This window comes from Streptomyces sp. NPDC048338, assembly GCF_043201055.1.
GTDB lineage: Bacteria > Actinomycetota > Actinomycetes > Streptomycetales > Streptomycetaceae > Streptomyces.
On the sequence record NZ_JBICYQ010000003.1, the window covers coordinates 515225 to 533125 of the forward strand.

Annotated in this window: 19 protein-coding genes; 10 read left to right on the forward strand and 9 right to left on the reverse strand. The window is 69.5% G+C overall.

The features are described 5' to 3' along the window. The first annotated feature begins 85 nt into the window (after positions 1–85). Positions 86–1579, forward strand: coding sequence for a glycosyltransferase family 87 protein (locus ACGFZF_RS09920; RefSeq protein ID WP_393552708.1), 1494 nt, complete (start codon positions 86–88; stop codon positions 1577–1579). A 121-nt stretch (positions 1580–1700) separates the two neighbouring features. Here ACGFZF_RS09920 and ACGFZF_RS09925 read toward each other — a convergent pair whose 3' ends face one another. From ACGFZF_RS09925 to ACGFZF_RS09935, 3 genes are all read right to left on the reverse strand, one after another. Then, positions 1701–2732 (reverse strand): alanine racemase, encoded by a 1032-nt coding sequence (locus tag ACGFZF_RS09925; RefSeq protein ID WP_147978773.1) that lies wholly within the window; start codon positions 2730–2732, stop codon positions 1701–1703. An 85-nt stretch (positions 2733–2817) separates the two neighbouring features. Continuing rightward, positions 2818–3936, reverse strand: a complete 1119-nt coding sequence (locus ACGFZF_RS09930) for a peptidoglycan bridge formation glycyltransferase FemA/FemB family protein (protein WP_356601310.1) — start codon at positions 3934–3936, stop codon at positions 2818–2820. A gap of 114 nt (positions 3937–4050) precedes the next feature. After that, the gene (locus ACGFZF_RS09935) at positions 4051–4350 is read right to left on the reverse strand and encodes a hypothetical protein (RefSeq protein WP_393552713.1); all 300 of its coding nucleotides are present in this window, start codon (positions 4348–4350) and stop codon (positions 4051–4053) included. A gap of 285 nt (positions 4351–4635) precedes the next feature. Here ACGFZF_RS09935 and rpsF point away from each other — a divergent pair, with 285 nt between their 5' ends. The 4 genes from rpsF to rplI all read left to right on the forward strand — a co-directional run bounded on the left by rpsF (position 4636) and on the right by rplI (position 6360). After that, positions 4636–4926 (forward strand): 30S ribosomal protein S6, encoded by a 291-nt coding sequence (gene rpsF, locus ACGFZF_RS09940; protein WP_159689873.1) that lies wholly within the window; start codon positions 4636–4638, stop codon positions 4924–4926. A 74-nt stretch (positions 4927–5000) separates the two neighbouring features. Further along, positions 5001–5600, forward strand: coding sequence for a single-stranded DNA-binding protein (locus tag ACGFZF_RS09945; RefSeq protein ID WP_356601308.1), 600 nt, complete (start codon positions 5001–5003; stop codon positions 5598–5600). Between the two features lie 58 nt (positions 5601–5658). Further along, positions 5659–5895, forward strand: a complete 237-nt coding sequence (gene rpsR / locus ACGFZF_RS09950) for a 30S ribosomal protein S18 (protein ID WP_005315025.1) — start codon at positions 5659–5661, stop codon at positions 5893–5895. A gap of 18 nt (positions 5896–5913) precedes the next feature. After that, positions 5914–6360 carry a 50S ribosomal protein L9 gene (rplI, locus tag ACGFZF_RS09955; protein ID WP_147978769.1) on the forward strand — a complete coding sequence of 149 codons (447 nt, stop codon included), beginning with the start codon at positions 5914–5916 and terminating at the stop codon, positions 6358–6360. Positions 6361–6462: 102 nt separating this feature from the next. Here the strand turns inward: rplI and ACGFZF_RS09960 are convergent, their stop codons facing one another. Next, positions 6463–7800, reverse strand: coding sequence for an MATE family efflux transporter (locus ACGFZF_RS09960; protein ID WP_393552718.1), 1338 nt, complete (start codon positions 7798–7800; stop codon positions 6463–6465). Between the two features lie 424 nt (positions 7801–8224). On the opposite strand from ACGFZF_RS09960, the gene dnaB reads away from it, so the two are divergent. Continuing rightward, entirely contained in the window at positions 8225–9712 is a 1488-nt protein-coding gene (dnaB, locus tag ACGFZF_RS09965; protein ID WP_147978767.1) for a replicative DNA helicase, read from the forward strand. 20 nt (positions 9713–9732) lie between these two features. Here dnaB and ACGFZF_RS09970 read toward each other — a convergent pair whose 3' ends face one another. Further along, a complete protein-coding gene (locus ACGFZF_RS09970) occupies positions 9733–10848 on the reverse strand; it encodes an FAD-dependent oxidoreductase (RefSeq protein WP_393552967.1) in 1116 nt (371 codons plus the stop codon). 70 nt (positions 10849–10918) lie between these two features. Here ACGFZF_RS09970 and ACGFZF_RS09975 point away from each other — a divergent pair, with 70 nt between their 5' ends. Then, positions 10919–11599 carry a TetR/AcrR family transcriptional regulator gene (locus tag ACGFZF_RS09975; protein ID WP_393552722.1) on the forward strand — a complete coding sequence of 227 codons (681 nt, stop codon included), beginning with the start codon at positions 10919–10921 and terminating at the stop codon, positions 11597–11599. A 192-nt stretch (positions 11600–11791) separates the two neighbouring features. Continuing rightward, positions 11792–13186: a serine hydrolase domain-containing protein gene (locus tag ACGFZF_RS09980; protein ID WP_393552725.1), complete on the forward strand. Its 1395-nt coding sequence runs from the start codon at positions 11792–11794 to the stop codon at positions 13184–13186. Between the two features lie 65 nt (positions 13187–13251). Here ACGFZF_RS09980 and ACGFZF_RS09985 read toward each other — a convergent pair whose 3' ends face one another. From ACGFZF_RS09985 to ACGFZF_RS10000, 4 genes are all read right to left on the reverse strand, one after another. Beyond that, positions 13252–13704: a GNAT family N-acetyltransferase gene (locus tag ACGFZF_RS09985; protein WP_393552728.1), complete on the reverse strand. Its 453-nt coding sequence runs from the start codon at positions 13702–13704 to the stop codon at positions 13252–13254. Between the two features lie 146 nt (positions 13705–13850). Continuing rightward, the gene (locus tag ACGFZF_RS09990) at positions 13851–14309 is read right to left on the reverse strand and encodes a MarR family transcriptional regulator (protein WP_356601304.1); all 459 of its coding nucleotides are present in this window, start codon (positions 14307–14309) and stop codon (positions 13851–13853) included. Between the two features lie 78 nt (positions 14310–14387). Then, positions 14388–15251, reverse strand: coding sequence for a GNAT family N-acetyltransferase (locus tag ACGFZF_RS09995; protein WP_393552732.1), 864 nt, complete (start codon positions 15249–15251; stop codon positions 14388–14390). Between the two features lie 5 nt (positions 15252–15256). Continuing rightward, a complete protein-coding gene (locus ACGFZF_RS10000; RefSeq protein ID WP_393552735.1) occupies positions 15257–15784 on the reverse strand; it encodes a DUF2269 domain-containing protein in 528 nt (175 codons plus the stop codon). A gap of 76 nt (positions 15785–15860) precedes the next feature. On the opposite strand from ACGFZF_RS10000, the gene ACGFZF_RS10005 reads away from it, so the two are divergent. Both ACGFZF_RS10005 and ACGFZF_RS10010 read left to right on the forward strand, forming a co-directional pair. Beyond that, positions 15861–16532 carry an HAD family hydrolase gene (locus tag ACGFZF_RS10005; RefSeq protein WP_393552738.1) on the forward strand — a complete coding sequence of 224 codons (672 nt, stop codon included), beginning with the start codon at positions 15861–15863 and terminating at the stop codon, positions 16530–16532. Between the two features lie 175 nt (positions 16533–16707). Then, a complete protein-coding gene (locus ACGFZF_RS10010; protein ID WP_393552741.1) occupies positions 16708–17874 on the forward strand; it encodes a globin domain-containing protein in 1167 nt (388 codons plus the stop codon). The last annotated feature ends 27 nt before the right edge of the window (positions 17875–17901 follow it).

The window sequence follows — 17901 nt, forward strand, 5'->3', positions numbered from 1 at the left end:
CGCCGCACCCGATCCGTACCTCGTGTACGTGTCGGGTGCGGCGGCCCTCGCCGCGTTCCCGGGGGCGTACGGCAGGATGTCCCCCATGCCGAGCCTCCAGAAGACGAGTCCGCCACAGGACCGGCCGCAGGACCGGGCGGTGGTGTGCCCCACCCACCGGGACGAGGTCGCCGCCGCGGGCAGTGAACTCATCGGCGGACCGATGGGCCGCCGCGCCCTGCTCGGCACCGGCGCCTTCACCCCCGTACGCGTGATCGTCCTGGTCGCCATCGGGATGTTCGCGCTGGGCATGGTGCAGAAGATCCCCTGCTACGACTGGGCGTGGTTCCGGGGCACGACCTCGCAGTACACCCACGCCTGCTACTCGGACATCCCGCACCTGTTCGTGGGGCGGGGCTTCGCCGAAGGGCTCGTGCCCTACTTCGACCGGCTGAGCGGCGACATAGAGTTCCTGGAGTACCCCGTCCTGACCGGCCTGTTCATGGAGGTCGCGGCCTGGCTGACGCCCGGCGGCGCCGACATGACGCACCGCGAGCAGACCTACTGGATGATCAACGCGGCCATGCTGATGGTGTGCGCCGCGGTCCTGGTCGTCTCCGTCGCCCGGACGCACCGCCGCCGGCCCTGGGACGCCCTGCTCGTCGCCCTCGCCCCCGCGTTCGCACTGACGGCCACCATCAACTGGGATCTGCTGGCGGTCGCCCTGACCGCCGTCGCCGTCCTCATGTGGTCACGAGGCCGGGCCCTCGCCTTCGGTGTCCTGATCGGACTCGCCACCGCGGCCAAGTTCTATCCGGTGCTGCTGCTCGGACCGCTGCTCCTGCTCTGCTGGCGGGCGGGCAAGTGGCGGGAGTTCGGCACTGCCCTGCTCGGGGCGGGCGGAGCGTGGCTGGTGGTCAACCTGCCGGTGATGCTGCTGGCGCCCGAGGGGTGGAAGCAGTTCTACGCGTTCAGCACCGACCGGAACGTCGACTTCGGTTCGGTGTGGCTCCTGATCAGCCAGCGGACGGGCGAGCAGATCGCGCCGGGCACCGCGAACATCCTCGCGATCCTCCTGATGCTTCTCGCCTGCGCGGGTCTGGGCGTGCTCGCACTGACCGCACCCCGCCGGCCCCGGTTCGTCCAGCTCGCCTTCCTGGTCGTGGCCGCGTTCGTCCTGACCAACAAGGTGTACTCCCCGCAGTACGTCCTCTGGCTGATCCCGCTGGCCGCGCTGGCACGGCCGCGCTGGCGCGACTTCCTGATCTGGCAGGCGTGCGAGGTCCTGTACTTCCTGGGCATCTGGCTGTACCTGGCCTTCACCACCAGCGGGAGCAAGCAGGGCCTGCCGACGGACGGCTACCACTTCGTCCTCGTCCTGCACGTGCTCGGCACGCTGTACCTGTGCGCCGTGGTCGTACGCGACGTTCTGGCGCCCGAACGGGACGTGGTCCGGCAGGACGGCTCGGACGACCCCTCCGGGGGCGTCCTGGACGGCGCCGAGGACGTCTTCGTCCGGGGCAGGGCAGCCCATCCGGCCCGGCACGCGGCACAGGCCGTGGAAGGACCGCGCGTGCAGTGGGGCGCGGTAGGCGAATGACGCCGAGAACCGCGTCCGGGCACCGGGATCACCCGGGCTCGGACGCGGTTCTCGTGTGCCCTGACGGGCTTGTGCTGCGGGGTGCGCGGCCCGGCTCGGCCCCGGGAGCCAGGGCGGCGGCTCAGCGCTCGACGAGCCGGTCGAACTGGGTCGTCGTGTGGCGGAGGTGGGCCACCAGCTCGTCGCCGACCTTCGGCTCCTGGGCGTCGGACGGCACGAACAGGATCGAGACCTGCATGTGCGGCGGCTCGGCGAACCAGCGCTGCTTGCCGGCCCAGACGAAGGGCGACAGGTTCCGGTTGACGGTCGCCAGACCGGCCCGGGCCACGCCCTTCGCGCGGGGCATCACCCCGTGCATCGCCTTGGGGGCCTCCAGCCCCACGCCGTGCGAGGTGCCGCCGGCGACGACCACCAGCCAGCCGTCGGAGGCGGCCTTCTGCTGGCGGTAGCCGAAGCGGTCGCCCTTGGCCACGCGGGTGACGTCCAGGACGGAGCCGCGGTACTCGGTGGCCTCGTGGTCGCCGAGCCACAGCCGGGTGCCGATCCGGGCGCGGAACCGGGTCTGCGGGAACTGCTGGCGCAGCCTGGCCTGCTCCTCGGCCCGCAGGTGGCTCACGAACATCGTGTGCAGCGGCAGGCGGGCGGCCCGCAGGCGGTCCATCCAGCCGATGACCTCCTCGACCGCGTCGGTGCCGTCCGTGCGGTCCAGCGGGAGGTGCAGGGCGAAGCCCTCCAGCCGTACGTCCTCGATGGCGGCGTGCAGCCGGCCCAGGTCCTCCTCGAGGACGCCGTGACGCTTCATCGAGCTCATGCACTCGATGACGACCCGCGCGCCCACCAGGGCGTGCACACCGTCCACGGAGGACACCGAGCGGATCACCCGGTCCGGCAGCGGAACCGGTTCTTCACCCCGTCGGAAGGGGGTGAGGACCAGCAGGTCACCGCCGAACCAGTCCTTGATCTTCGCGGCTTCGTAGGTGGTGCCGACGGCCAGCATGTCCGAGCCGAACCGGGCCGCCTCGTCCGCCAGCCGCTCGTGGCCGAAGCCGTAGCCGTTGCCCTTGCAGACCGGGATCAGACCGGGGAACTGGTCGATCACGGTCTTCTGGTGCGCCCGCCAGCGAGCGGTGTCGACGTAGAGGGAGAGCGCCATGGCCGGCCCGGGACCTTTCTGGTGGCTGCGGTGTATTCAGAGGTATGTACGAGACCTACAGATTACGTACGAGACTACGCAACCGTCAGCGGCGCGACATGTAGATGTCCAGCGCCTTGTGTAGGAGCTTGTTGAGCGGGAAGTCCCACTCGCCGACGTACTCCACGGCCTCGCCGCCCGTGCCCACCTTGAACTGGATGAGGCCGAAGAGGTGGTCGGTCTCGTCCAGGGAGTCCGAGATGCCGCGCAGGTCGTACACCGTGGCGCCCATCGCGTACGCGTCGCGCAGCATCCGCCACTGCATGGCGTTCGAGGGCCGGACCTCGCGGCCGATGTTGTCGGAGGCGCCGTAGGAGTACCAGACGTGACCGCCGACGACGAGCATCGTGGCGGCGGACAGGTTCACTCCCTCGTGCCGCGCGAAGTAGAGGCGCATGCGGTTGGGGTCCTCGCTGTTGAGGACCGTCCACATCCGCTGGAAGTACGACAGGGGGCGCGGCCGGAAGTGGTCCCGGACGGCGGTGATCTCGTACAGCCGCTGCCACTCGGCGAGGTCCTCGTAGCCGCCCTGGACGACCTCGACACCGGCCTTGTCGGCCTTCTTGATGTTGCGGCGCCACAGCTGGTTGAAGCCCTTGAGGACGTCGTCCAGCGAGCGGTTGGCGAGCGGGACCTGGAAGACGTAGCGGGGCTGGACGTCGCCGAAGCCGGCGCCGCCGTCCTCGCCCTGCTGCCAGCCCATCTTGCGCAGCCGGTCGGCCACTTCGAAGGCGCGCGGCTCGATGTGGGTGGCCTCGACGTCCTTCAGGCGCTTGACGTCCGGGTCCTGGATGCCGGACTTGATCGCGGCGGAGTCCCAGCGGCGGATGACCACCGGCGGGCCCATCTTCACCGAGAAGGCGCCCTGCTGCTTGAGGTGCGCCAGCATCGGCTGGAGCCACTCGTCGAGGTTCGGGGCGTACCAGTTGATGACCGGGCCCTCGGGCAGGTAGGCCAAGTACCGCTTGATCTTCGGCAGCTGACGGTAGAGAACCAGACCGGCGCCGACGAGCTCGCCGGACTTGTCGAACCAACCCAGGTTCTCCGAGCGCCATTCGGTCTTCACATCAGCCCACGCCGGGACCTGGCAGTGGCTCGCCGAGGGCTGGCTCTGGATGAATGCCAGATGCTGCTCACGACTGATGGTCCTCAGGGTCAGGCTCATGGGGGCGCTCCTCGGCAGGTGTGTCCCCATCGGTACAGGGGCTCCGGCTCTCGCGCCGAAGCCTACTGTGACCGGGGAGCGCCCCGATGGGCCGCGTGGGGCCTCACAGCCCCCTCAGGCGAGGCCCCCGTAGAACATGCCGAGATAGAAGCCCACCGCGGAGGCGCCGAGCCCGACGATCAGGGCGAAGCGTTCCCTGGTGGTCACGGAGATGAACTGTCCGTACGCGCCGGTCAGGATGCCGACCAGCCCGGTCCAGGAAGCCAGCACGTGCAGGCCGTGGAACTGCGCGGTGATGAAGGAGAGGACTCCGAGGAAGAGCGTCACCCCGACCAGGGCGTCCTGGAGCGGGTGGGGCCTCCCGTCGCTGGCGAGGAGGGAATGTCCGGGGTCGGGTCGCATTGCCTGTGCCATGGGGCACCTCCTGGCGTGCCTGCCGGACGGCGGCGCGTCATCGCGCCGCCGACATCCGATGTGTACAGATTGCGTCCCCCGACCACCGGATTTCAACCGCAGGGCGGTGTGCGGGTACTCTGTACGGTCTGCACCGGTGTCTGCCCAGGTCCGTCCTGGACCCGTACCGGCGATTCCCTCTCACCGGGGGGATTGTCAGTGGTGGCCGATACCGTTGCTTACGCATCACGACCCTCCTGCCACGGAACGACCGTGGCCGCTGAGTCCAAAGGAGGTGGGTTCCACATGCGTCACTACGAAATGATGGTCATCCTCGACCCCGATCTCGAGGAGCGCGCTGTCTCCCCGCTGATCGAGAACTTCCTCTCCGTCGTCCGTGAGGGCAACGGAAAGGTCGAGAAGGTCGACACCTGGGGCCGTCGTCGTCTCGCCTACGAGATCAAGAAGAAGCCCGAGGGCATCTACTCGGTCATCGACCTGCAGGCCGAGCCTGCGGTCGTCAAGGAGCTCGACCGACAGATGAACCTGAACGAGTCGGTCCTCCGGACCAAGGTCCTCCGTCCCGAGACCCACTGAGCTTTCACCGCTCAGAGGTCATCGGGTTCGAGTAGCAGCAAGCAGCCAGCAGCAATCCCGCCGAGAGGTTCACCATGGCAGGCGAGACCGTCATCACGGTCGTCGGCAATCTTGTCGAAGACCCCGAGCTGCGCTTCACCCCGTCCGGTGCGGCGGTCGCGAAGTTCCGTATCGCGTCCACTCCCCGCACCTTCGACCGTCAGACCAATGAGTGGAAGGACGGCGAGAGCCTGTTCCTCACCTGCTCGGTCTGGCGTCAGGCGGCGGAGAACGTCGCCGAGTCGCTCCAGCGAGGCATGCGCGTCGTCGTGCAGGGCCGGCTGAAGCAGCGGTCCTATGAGGACCGCGAGGGCGTCAAGCGCACGGTCTACGAGCTGGACGTCGACGAAGTCGGCCCCAGCCTCAAGAACGCCACGGCCAAGGTCACCAAGACCACCGGTCGCGGTGGTCAGGGCGGCCAGGGTGGCTACGGCGGCGGTGGCGGCGGCCAGCAGGGCGGCGGCAGCTGGGGTGGAAACTCCGGCGGCGGCGCCCAGCAGGGTGGCGGCGGTGCTCCCGCCGACGACCCGTGGGCGACCAGCGCGCCGGCCGGCGGCGGCCAGCAGCAGGGCGGCGGAAGCGGCTGGGGTGGGAACTCCAGCGGCGGCGGCTACTCGGACGAGCCCCCCTTCTAGGGCACAGCCCCCGAAGGAAGCTCGTACCCATACTTCTTGATCACACAGGAGAAACACCATGGCGAAGCCGCCTGTGCGCAAGCCTAAGAAGAAGGTCTGCGCTTTCTGCAAGGACAAGACCGCGTACGTGGACTACAAGGACACGAACATGCTGCGGAAGTTCATTTCCGACCGCGGCAAGATCCGTGCCCGTCGCGTGACCGGCAACTGCACGCAGCACCAGCGTGACGTCGCCACGGCCGTCAAGAACAGCCGTGAGATGGCGCTGCTGCCCTACACGTCCACCGCGCGATAAGGGAAGGGTGACCGGAAAATGAAGATCATCCTCACCCACGAGGTCTCTGGCCTCGGTGCCGCTGGCGACGTCGTCGACGTCAAGGACGGCTACGCTCGCAACTACCTGGTCCCGCGTGGTTTCGCGATCCGCTGGACCAAGGGTGGCGAGAAGGACGTGGCGCAGATCCGCCGCGCCCGCAAGATCCACGAGATCGCGACCATCGAGCAGGCCAACGAGATCAAGGCCAAGCTCGAGGGCGTGAAGGTGCGCCTGGCCGTTCGCTCCGGCGACGCCGGCCGCCTCTTCGGCTCCGTGACCCCGGCCGACATCGCCACGGCGATCAAGTCCGCGGGTGGCCCCGACGTCGACAAGCGTCGCGTCGAGCTCGGCTCGCCGATCAAGACCCTGGGCTCGCACCAGGTGTCCGTGCGTCTGCACCCCGAGGTTGCCGCGAAGCTCGGCGTCGAGGTCGTCGCCGCGTAACGCTGCTCTCAGCAGTCAGGAAGGGCCGCACCCCTCGGGGTGCGGCCCTTCCGCGTTGCCTGGCGCGCAGAGGCGTCCTCGCGGCCGTTTCACGTGAAACCGTCAGCGCGAGGCGCCCGTGACGATCCAGCGGCCTGAACGCGAGCGGAGCCAGAGCGTCAGCATCCGCACGGTCATCATCAGTGTCATCGCCCACCACAGGGCCGTCAGACCGCCGCCGAGCACCGGGACCAGGAGTGCGACCGGGGCGAAGGCGGCGAGCGTCAGGAGCATGGCCCAGGCCAGGTACGGGCCGTCTCCCGCGCCCATCAGGACACCGTCGAGGACGAAGACGACGCCGGCGATGGGCTGGGAGAGCGCGACGACGAGCAGGGCCGGGAGCAGGGTGTCCTGGACGGCGGTATCACTGGTGAACAGTGGGATGAACAACGGCCGCGCCACGATCACCAGTGCGCCGAGGACCACGCCGGACACCACGCCCCACTGGACCATGCGGCGGCAGACCTGACGCGCCCCCTCGGCGTCGTCGGCGCCAAGATAGCGGCCGATGATGGCCTGCCCGGCGATCGCGATCGCGTCCAGGGCGAAGGCCATCAGGCTCCACAGGGAGAGGATGATCTGGTGGGCGGCGACCTGGGCGTCGCCCAGGCGGGCCGCGACCGCTGTGGCGATCAACAGGACGGCGCGGAGCGAGAGTGTGCGGACGAGAAGGGGAGCGCCGGCCTGAGCGCTGGCGCGTATGCCGGCCGCGTCCGGGCGCAGCGAGGCTCCGTGGCGCCGGGCGCCGCGGACGACCACGACGAGGTAGGCGACGGCCATGCCGCACTGGGCGATCACGGTGCCCCAGGCCGAGCCGGCGATGCCGAGTCCGGCGCCGTAGACGAGACCCACGTTGAGTACGGCGTTGGTGGCGAATCCGCCGACGGCCACGTAGAGGGGCGTCCGGGTGTCCTGGAGGCCGCGCAGGATGCCGGTGGCGGCCAGGACGACGAGCATGGCGGGGATGCCGAGGCTGGAGACGCGGAGGTAGGTGACGGCGTAGGGGCCGGCGGTGCCGGAGGCGCCGAAGAGGTCGACCAGCCAGGGAGCGGTGGGAATCGTGAGGACGACGACGGCGACACCGAGAAGGAGTGCGAGCCAGATGCCGTCCATGCCCTGACGGATCGCGGCCTGGAGATCGCCGGCTCCGACACGGCGGGCGACGGCGGCTGTGGTGGCGTAGGCCAGGAAGACGAAGACACTCACCGCGGTGGACAGCAGTGCCGCCGCGATGGCGAGTCCGGCCAGTTGCGGGGTGCCGAGGTGGCCGACGATGGCGCTGTCGACCATGAGGAAGAGCGGCTCGGCGACGAGCGCACCGAAGGCCGGCACGGCGAGCGAGACGATCTCTCGGTCGTGCCGTCGACGTACGGCCTTGGGGGGCGCGGGTGCCTGGGTCATGAGCCTCAATCTAATCTTCCACAGGTAAGAGATGCAATGTGTCGCAGGTCCTTACCGAAGGCCGGTGTGGAGCTTCGGGTGTGGGCCGTTTGTTCTGATCTTGGTCCGCAGGGGAAAGTTTTTCTCCCCCACAGCCCGTGGACGGAAAACTCGCAGGTCAGAGTGGTGCGGTAGGGGTCCTTATGAGTTTGTCCACATGGCTGTCCCCCGGTCCGTGCACAGGTTCTGCGGAGTTCTCCACAGCATCTGGTGCTTCACCCACAGGCCCTGTGGATAACCAGATTGGCTGACGGTGCCCGCGGGCCTACCGTGGTCCGGCGCCCGACGCGCCAGAAGCGGAGTCAAAGCCTCTTGTTTGTCCGAGCCGTGGCGTAAGAAAGAGTGGCACGGCAACGTCCGCGGAGCGGACGGGAGGAGGTGGCTCGTGAGCATTCCCGAGCCTTTGGACGACCCCTGGGCGGACAGCGGACCGAGCGACCGGCTGCCCGTGACCCGCCCCCGTGGTGAGGCCCGGGGACGCGGTCGAGGCCGTGAGGACCAGCATGACCGCGGCAGCGATTCCGGCCCCTGGGACGGCGGCCTCTCCGGCTTCGAGCGGGTGCCCCCGCAGGACCTGGACGCCGAGCAGTCCGTCCTCGGCGGCATGCTGCTGTCCAAGGACGCCATCGCGGACGTCGTGGAGATCATCAAGGGCCACGACTTCTACAAGCCGGCCCACGAGACGGTCTACGCGGCGATCCTCGACCTGTACGCCAAGGGCGAGCCGGCGGACCCGATCACGGTCGGCGCCGAGCTCACCAAGCGCGGCGAGATCACCCGCGTCGGCGGTGCGTCGTACCTGCACACCCTCGTCCAGTCGGTGCCGACCGCGGCCAACGCCTCCTACTACGCGGAGATCGTCCACGAGCGGGCCGTGCTGCGCCGCCTCGTGGAGGCCGGCACCAAGATCACGCAGATGGGCTACGCGGCCGACGGCGACGTCGACGAGATCGTGAACTCCGCCCAGGCGGAGATCTACGCGGTCACCGAGCAGCGGACCACCGAGGACTACCTGCCCCTCGGCGACATCATGGAGGGCGCGCTCGACGAGATCGAGGCGATCGGGTCCCGCAGCGGCGAGATGACCGGTGTGCCCACCGGCTTCACCGACCTCGACCAGCTCACCAACGGTCTGCACCCCGGCCAGATGATCATCATCGCGGCCCGGCCCGCCATGGGTAAGTCCACGCTCGCGCTGGACTTCGCCCGGGCCTGCTCCATCAAGCACAACCTGCCCAGCGTCATCTTCTCCCTCGAAATGGGCCGCAACGAGATCGCCATGCGCCTGCTCTCGGCGGAGGCCCGCGTCGCGCTGCACCACATGCGCTCGGGCACGATGACCGACGAGGACTGGACCCGGCTGGCCCGCCGGATGCCCGACGTCTCCCAGGCTCCGCTGTACATCGACGACTCGCCGAACCTGTCGATGATGGAGATCCGCGCCAAGTGCCGTCGCCTCAAGCAGCGCAACGGCCTCAAGCTCGTGGTCATCGACTACCTCCAGCTGATGCAGTCGGGCGGCTCCAAGCGGCAGGAGAGCCGTCAGCAGGAAGTCTCCGACATGTCGCGAAACCTCAAGCTCCTGGCCAAGGAGCTGGAGCTGCCGGTGATCGCGCTCTCGCAGCTGAACCGTGGACCCGAGCAGCGCACCGACAAGAAGCCGATGGTCTCCGACCTCCGTGAGTCCGGCTCCATCGAGCAGGACGCGGACATGGTGATCCTTCTGCACCGCGAGGACGCCTACGAGAAGGAGTCGCCGCGCGCGGGCGAGGCGGACATCATCGTCGGCAAGCACCGTAACGGTCCGACCGCGACGATCACGGTGGCCTTCCAGGGCCACTACTCCCGCTTCGTGGACATGGCCCAGACCTGATCCGCCCCAGGTGCTGAGTCTCAGACTCCGTCAGGTTGGAAGAACGCGAGCATCTTCCGGGCGGCGTCCGGCGACATCAGCAGTTCGTGCATGTCCGCGGACATCCGGGCGGCAGCGCCGGTGCGTTCGAACATCTCGCGCTCGTATTCCTTGACGGCGGCGGGAACGTCGTCCCGGTGCGCGGCGAGCGCGAGACCGAGCAGGGCGCCGTCGAGCAGCGCCATGTTGGCGCCCTCTCCCACCGGCGGCATCAGGTGCGCGGCATCGCCGAGCAGCGTGACGCCTGGCGTCGACGGCCAGGTCAGGCCGGCCGGGAGGGTGGTGATCGACCGCGGCACGACCGTGTCGTCGCAGGCCGCGATCAGCGCGGTGAACCGTGAGTCCCAGCCGGGGAGCAGGTCGATCAGCCGCGCCCGGGCGGCGGCCGGGTCGTCGAACGGGATCCCGCTGGTGGCGAACCAGTCCTCGTCGGTGTTGTAGAAGCTGACGCCGATGCGAACGCGGCCGTCGCCGTTGCGCTGCGCCGCCAAGGACACCCCGTCGCCGAGCACCCAGTAGGTGCCGCGCCCGACCATCGCCGCGAGGTCGGGGTGCGTGCGGTCGATATCGGGAATGCCGACCTCGATGACGTTCTGACCGATATGCGCAGGGCGGGCGTCGGTGAGCAGCGTGCGGACCCGGGACTGCGCCCCGTCCGCGCCGACCAGCAGGTCGTACGGCGCGCTGCTGCCGTCGGCGAAGTGCAGCCGGCCGCTGTCGGCGGATTCGAACGCGTGCCCCCAGCGCACCACGTCTTCGGGGAGGGAGTCCAGCAGCAGGTCGCGCAGATCGGCGCGGTCGACCTCGGGTCGCTCGAGCGGGGCGTCGTCGGGCGTGTCCTCCTGGAGCAGCAAGGTGCCGTCCGGCTCGAGAAGGCGCATGTCCTGGCCTTCACCACGGGCGATCGCGAGGAACCGGTCGATCAGGCCGGCCTCGCGGAGCGCCCGCTGGCCGGAGTGGATGTCGAGCATGCCTCCCTGGCCGCGCGCGCCGCGTGACGACTCGCGTTCGTACACGACGGAATCCATGCCCTTCACGTGCAGCACACGGGCGAGAGCCAGGCCGCCGAGGCCGGCTCCGACGATGGCGATGGTCATGGTCGCTTCCCTTCGATACGCCGTACTGACCGATACACTGTATCGAGCGATGCGATGTATGGTGAGCGGCATGTTGGTGTGGGAGAGGCCGGAGCCGCCGAATCGACCCGTGCCGGCCCCGTTGAGCCGGGAGCGGATCGTGCGAGTGGCGATCCAGCTGGCCGACGCGGACGGCCTGGACGCGGTGTCGCTGCGCAAGGTCGCCACCGCGCTGGACGTCCGTCCGATGCGGCTGTACGGCTACATCGCCGGCAAGGAGGAGTTGCTCGACCTCATGGTCGACGCCGTCCACGCCGAGATCCGCCCGGTCGGAGACGGCTGGCGGGAGGTGCTCCGGTCCCTCGCCGAAGCCACGCGGCACGCCGCTCACGAGCACGAATGGCTCGCCGATCTCCTGGGTGGCCGACCCCAGCTCGGGCCGCACGCGCTGGCCAGTGGTGAGATCGTGGTGGCCGCATTGGGCGATGTCGACGTGGACGTCATCATGCCGGTGGTCGCCGCAGTCAACGCCTACGCGATCGGCGCGGTGCGTCGGGAGATCGCCGAGCGGCGTGCCGAGCGGGCCACCGGCCTGGACGAGAAGCGGTGGCAGGCCTCACTCGGGCCCTATCTGGAGCGGACCTTCGCCACCGGCCGATTCCCCGCGCTGGCCACGGTGGTGCGCGATGCCGCCCACCTGGACGCCGACCGCACCTTCCGGATCGGTCTCGACTTCCTGCTCGACGGCATCGAGGCCCGCATCTCGAGGTGACGCGCGGCCGAAAGGCCGGACCGGTGTCGCCCATGGGTGCCCGTTCGTCGGTGCTGACGCGTCGAGATGACGCGACATCAGTCGGCCGTTTGCCCTGCGAGTGAGAGCCGACACGAGGCCGATGCGGAGGGCGTACTGCGCCGTCAGTGAAATGTGGTCGACGACGGCGGGGACGGAGCGTTGGATCGACCCATGACTTCATTCCTCGAAGCCCTGCTCCCGAGCACGGAGCGGGCGCTTCTGCACCGTGTCGCCGTCGCCCAGTCCGAAGGGCGGTCGCCGTCCTTCGTCGGCGCGATCGCCCGTGACGGGAAGCTGGTGTGGAGCGGGTCACGCACCTGTGTCGACGGCCATGCACCCGACGCCGACACCCAGTACCGGATCGGCTCGATCACCAAGGTCTTCACCGCCGTTCTGGTGATGCGGCTCCGGGACGAGGGACTCCTCGATCTGAACGACGTGCTGGGGAAGCACCTCGTGGCGACGGAACTCGGCCCGGGCGTGGGTGAGGTGACCATCGCACAGCTTCTCGGTCACAGCGCGGGGCTCGGGGCGGAGACGCCCGCCCCGTGGTGGGAGCGTACGCCGGGCACGGTGCGGCCGGAGCTGGCCGACGTCCTCGGCGAGGAGCCCTTCCGGCATCCTGCGGGGCGCGGGCACCACTACTCCAACCCCGGCTACACACTGCTGGGTTCGCTGGTCGAGGCGATCCGAGGAGTGTCCTGGGAGACGGCGCTGCGCGCGGAGATCCTGGAGCCGCTCGGTATGCATCGGACGACCGCGCAGCCGGTCGCCCCGCACGCCGGCGGCTGGGCCGTGCATCCGTGGGCCGATGTGATGCTGCCCGAACCGTCCGAGGATCTGGGGCTGATGGCACCGGCCGGTCAGCTCTGGTCGACCGCCGAGGACCTGTGCCGGTTCGGTGGATTCCTCGCACAGGGCGACGACCGTGTTCTGAGCGCCGCCTCCGTGGAGGAGATGCGGGCACCCGCCGCGGCCCCCGGCGTCGGTGAGTGGACGGGTGGCTACGGTCTCGGCCTGCAGCTGGTGCGTCGACACGGCCGGACCCTGATCGGACACAGCGGCTCGTTGCCGGGCTTCGTCGCCTGCCTCTGGGTGGATGTGGAGGAAGGGGTGGCGGCCGTGGCGCTGGCGAACGCCACCTCGGGTCCGCTGACCGGCACGGTGGCCGCCGATCTCGTGCGGATCGTGGCCGACGCCGAGCCCCGGTTCCCGGAGCCGTGGCGGCCCTTGCCGCAGGCGGAGGTGGACCAGGATCTGCTCGCCCTGACGGGTTCCTGGTACTGGGGCACGTACGCGTACGGCCTGCGGCTGGGGGCGGGGCGGAGCGTCAGCCTGGAGCCGCTCACCGGCGCCGGGCGCAGTGCCCGGTTCCGCGCGCTGCCCGAGGGGGGCTGGATCGGCCTGGACGGCTATTACGCGGGGGAGACGCTGCGCGTCGTCCGACGGCCGGACGGCTCGGTGAGCCACCTCGATCTTGCTTCCTTCGTCTTCACGCGCGAGCCGTACGAGCAGGGTGAGGCGGTTCCCGGAGGGGTGGACGAAGCGGGCTGGCGCGGTCTCTGACCGGGCTGTTTCACGTGAAACGGGCCCCGGGACATCCTCGGGGCCCGTTGTCGTCCCGGGGCGCCTCAGAGGCTGAGCTTGAACCCCAGATGGGACGCCTCGAAGCCGAGTCGCTCGTAGAAGCGGTGCGCCTCGGTGCGGGTGGCGTCGGAGGTCAGCTGGACCAGCCTGCAGTCCTGGCGACGGGATTCCCCGACGGCCCACTCGATCAGCTGGGTGCCGAGCCCGCTGCCGCGCTCCTCGGAGTGGATGCGGACGCCTTCGATGACCGACCGGGTCGATCCACGGCGGGAGAGCCCCGGGACGATCGTGAGCTGAAGCGTTCCCACGACCTTGTCTCCGCGCGTGGCCACGACCAGGTGCTGGTTCGGGTCCTGGGCGAGCCGTTCGAAAGCCGCCGTGTACGGGGTGAGGTCGTCGGGGGACTCCCGCTGGGCACCGAGGGGGTCGTCCGCGAGCATGGCGACGATCGCCGCGAGGTCGCCCACGGTGGCGGGCCGTATCTGAAGATCGTTCATGGAGCGCAGGCTACGCCCAGGGCGTGTGGCGAAAGTAGCGCGTCCGTCCGAAGGGTGGGCCTGGCGGCGTCCGGTGCGTGCGCTCGCAAGGCGGAGGGTCGCGTCCGACTCCGTGCGCCAACCCGCCGCGGATGACGGGACAGTCCTCAGGCCGGGACGCTCAGGCCTTCGACGACGCGGACCAGGGGAGCGAGCTCCGGGTTCTCCGACGCCTGGTCGAGGGCTTCGCGCAGGGCGCCGTCGTTGGTCGGCCGGGCCTCTTCGAGCAGCTTCAGGCCGGCTTCGGTGACGTCGGTGTAGATGCCACGGCGGTCGGTGGCGCAGAGGTACCGGGTGAGCAGGCCACGGTCCTCCAGGCGGGTCACGAGCCGGGTGGTGGCGCTCTGGCTGAGCACGACGGCGTCGGCGACCTGCTTCATCTGCAGGTGGCCGCCGGGGCCGCTGTGCTGGCGGCTGAGGACGTCGAGAAGCGAGTACTCGCGCATGCTCAGCCCGTGCCGGGATTCCAGGGCACGCTCGATGTGGGATTCGATCCGGCCGTGCAGCAGCGAGAGGGCGCACCAGCCCTGGGAGAGGGCGGTGAGTGCGGGGTCGGTCGCGGTCATGGTCTCTCCTCTGTCCGGAGCTGCTTCTCCCAGAGTAGACGATGACCGCAATAGTCCGCGTCTGCAATCAAATGGCCGCTATCCCGCGGCCACCGTCAAGGGTGCGAACCGGCGGGTCCAGTCGCCCGGTAGTCCGGGGATGGAGCGCGTCATCACCGCGTTGAAGGCGATCGGGGCGAGGCCGTTCGCCTTCAACCAGTCCAGCAGCGAGGTGTGGCGCACGTCGATGTCCGTACGCAGCGGTCGGTCCGTGGCGGCGGCCAGCGAGGCGACCAGGGCCTGCGCGGTGGCCGGCTCGCGGGCGATCAGCGGGCCGATGACATGGGTGTCCATGTTGGGCCATGCCGCCGCGAAGCCGGTGATCTCGCCGTTCTCCTCCGCGACCCGCAGCTGGTCGGCGAAGGCGGGGAGGCGAGTGATCATGTGGGTGCGGTCGAGGCCGAACACCTCGCGGTCGAGGCGCAGGATTGCCGGAAGGTCCTCGGCGGTGGCCGGCCGGGTCGGCACGTCGGGCACGGGCTCCGTCGGGGTGAAGTGGCCACGGATCATCTCCGCCCGGCCGGTCTGGGTGAAGCCCAGTTCTTCGTAGAGCGGCTGCCCGTTCGGCGTGGCGTGCAGGGTGAGCGCCGTGTCCCCGGACAGCTCCAGCACATGGCGCATCAGGCGGCGCCCGACGCCCTGACGAGCGCAGCGCTCGGCGACCAGGACCATGCCGATGGCTGCCAGGTCAGGGCCGTACGAGGTGACCACACAGGCGGCGATCAGGCCCTTGCCGGTGGGGTCGTCGATGCCGTAGCCCGTTCCCGCGCTGAGTAGGAGGCCCCACTTGTGCTCCTCGCGCGGCCACCCTCGATCCTCGGAGAGATCGGCGCAGGCGAGCAGGTCGCCGGTGTCGAGAAGCCGGATGGGGAGCTGGTCGAGCGCGGTGAGCGAGGTCGGCATGACGGTCAGGCTGTCTGACGTGCGGGGCGACCGTCCACTGGTTTTCGTGAGCCCCCCGCCTGCCGCAGACGGCGGCCGCGTCGGGTCAGCCCCCAGGGCTTGAGGACCGAGATCGCCGTCATGAAGAGATAGGCCGTCGTGGACACCGCAGGGGCGGCCACGAGGCTGGCGTCCGGCACACCGGCCACTGCCGCGTGTCCGATCTCCGGGCGAAGGGCGAACACGGTCGCGGCTGCCGTGGCCATCGTGATCCAGAACTTGATCCAGACCCACCGATGCCGGGCCAGCCCCCAGGGAGTGCCCAGCGAGAGCACGAGGCCGCTCACGAGCGTCACCACCGCGATCGGCGCCAGCAGCCAGTCCGCGAACACCGACATCGCGCGGTAGGCGGCTTCCGTCAGTGAGGCGTCGTTTGTCGTGAAGGCCGCGATGCCGAGCGCCAGCAGTCCCACACTGAGCCCGAGCCATGCCACGGAGACGGAGACATGGACGACGAGGAGCGCCCGCCGAGCGGGACGTCGGAGATGTTTCACGTGAAACACCGTGCCGTCCGTTCGTGTTCTCCGCGTCTGACCGCGGGAGTAACCGCACGTACTAGCCTCGGCGTATATGACGACTCTCACCGGCAGTGGCAGACTCCACCTTTTCGATCTCGACGGCACTCTGATCAGAGGATCGGCCGCCGCCGTGGAGATCTCCCGTCAGCTCGGGGTGAGCGAGGAGATCGCCGCACTGGAGAGGGACTTCCTGCTGCGTGGTCTGTCGCCGGACGAGTTCGCCGTCCAGGCCCACGCGCTCTGGTCCGCTCTCACAGCCGAGCAGGTCACGGCCGCCTTCGAGGGCGCTCCCTGGCTCAGCGGTATTCGGGAGGTCTGGGCGGACATCCGGTCCCGGGGAGGACGCTGTGCGGTGATCTCCCTCTCGCCGGACTTCTTCGTGGAGCGACTGCTGGACTGGGGGGTCGATTCCGTCCATGGATCCCGCTGGCCCGCTGTGCCCTTCACCCAGCCCATTCACCGTCCCGGCATTCTCAATGCCGCGGCCAAGGTGACGATCGCGCGCCGGCTCTGCGTCGAATACGGAGTGACCTTCGAGTCCTGCGTCGCCTATGGGGACTCCATGTCCGACGCGGAGCTTTTCGCGGCGGTGCCGTTGACGGTGGCGGTGAATGCCGATCACCATCTCGCCGGACTCTCCCGCCACAGCTATGTGGGATCCGATCTCCGCGAGGCGTACGCGCTGGTGCGGGAAAGCGCCGACGGAGACCTCTCGTCCCCATGAGGTCGAAACCAAAGTAAAGACAGTAGCCGCTGTCAGGGGGTGAATGCCCGGGAATTCCACTTTCTGTCCGAAGCGGCGTCGGGAACTGTCATGCTGCGTCGACAACAGCCCGTTGCGCGAGGCGAGGCACACGATGGATGCTCCGACCACCACGTCAGCCGCTGAGGACCACGACGTGGACGACAAGACGGACGACGACGCCGACGCACTTCCCCGGATAGTTTCGGGTCCTTCTCCCGACGCGATCCAGATCCGCCGCACCCTGGCCGAGATCGGCCCCGTCGCCGACAGGGTGACGTCGTACTTCTACGCTCTGCTCTTCGTCCGGCACCCCGAACTGCGCTCGATGTTCCCCGCCGCGATGGACGCCCAGCGGGACCGACTGCTCAAGGCTCTGCTGACCGCGGCCGAACACCTGGACAACGCCCCGGTCCTCACCGAGTACCTCCAGAACCTGGGGCGCGGACACCGCAAGTACGGCACCCTGCCGACGCACTATCCGGCCGTCGGGGAGGCTCTGATCGGGGCGCTGATCAGGTACGCCACGACGACCTGGAACGACGAGGCCCAGGCCGCGTGGATCCGGACGTACACCACGATCTCGCAGATCATGATCGACGCGGCGGCCGACGACGAGCGGAAGGCCCCGCCCTGGTGGCATGCCGAGGTCGTCTCGCACGATCTGCGGACGCCCGACATCGCGGTGATCACCCTGCGCCCCGCGCAGCCGTACCCCTTCGTCGCCGGCCAGTACACGACGCTGGAGACTCCGTGGTGGCCGCGTGTGTGGCGGCACTACTCGTTCGCCACCGCCCCGCGGCCCGACGGATTGCTCTCCCTGCACGTCAAGGCGGTCCCCGCAGGGTGGGTCTCCAACGCGCTGGTGCACCACGCGCGCCCCGGCGACGTGCTCCGGCTCGGCCCGCCCGCGGGCTCCATGACGGTCGACCACTCCACCGACAACGGCCTGCTCTGTCTCGGCGGGGGCACGGGAATCGCTCCCATCAAGGCGCTCGTCGAGGACGTCGCCGAGCACGGGGACCGGCGACCCGTCGAGGTCTTCTACGGGGCACGCAGCGGCCATGACCTCTACGACATCGACACGATGATGCGGCTCCAGAACACCTTTCCGTGGCTCTCGGTGCGCCCGGTCACCGAGGACCAGGGGCGGCTTCCGGAGGCCGTGTGCCGGTACGGCCCGTGGAACGAGTACGACGCCTATCTCTCCGGGCCGCCCGGCATGATCCGCAGCGGGATCGACGCGCTCAGGCGCATCGGCATGCCCTCCGAGCGGATCCGCCACGACTCCCTGGAGGACCTGGTGGCCGTCGGTGGCCCCTAGGGGGCGTCTTGCCGGGCTCACGGCCCC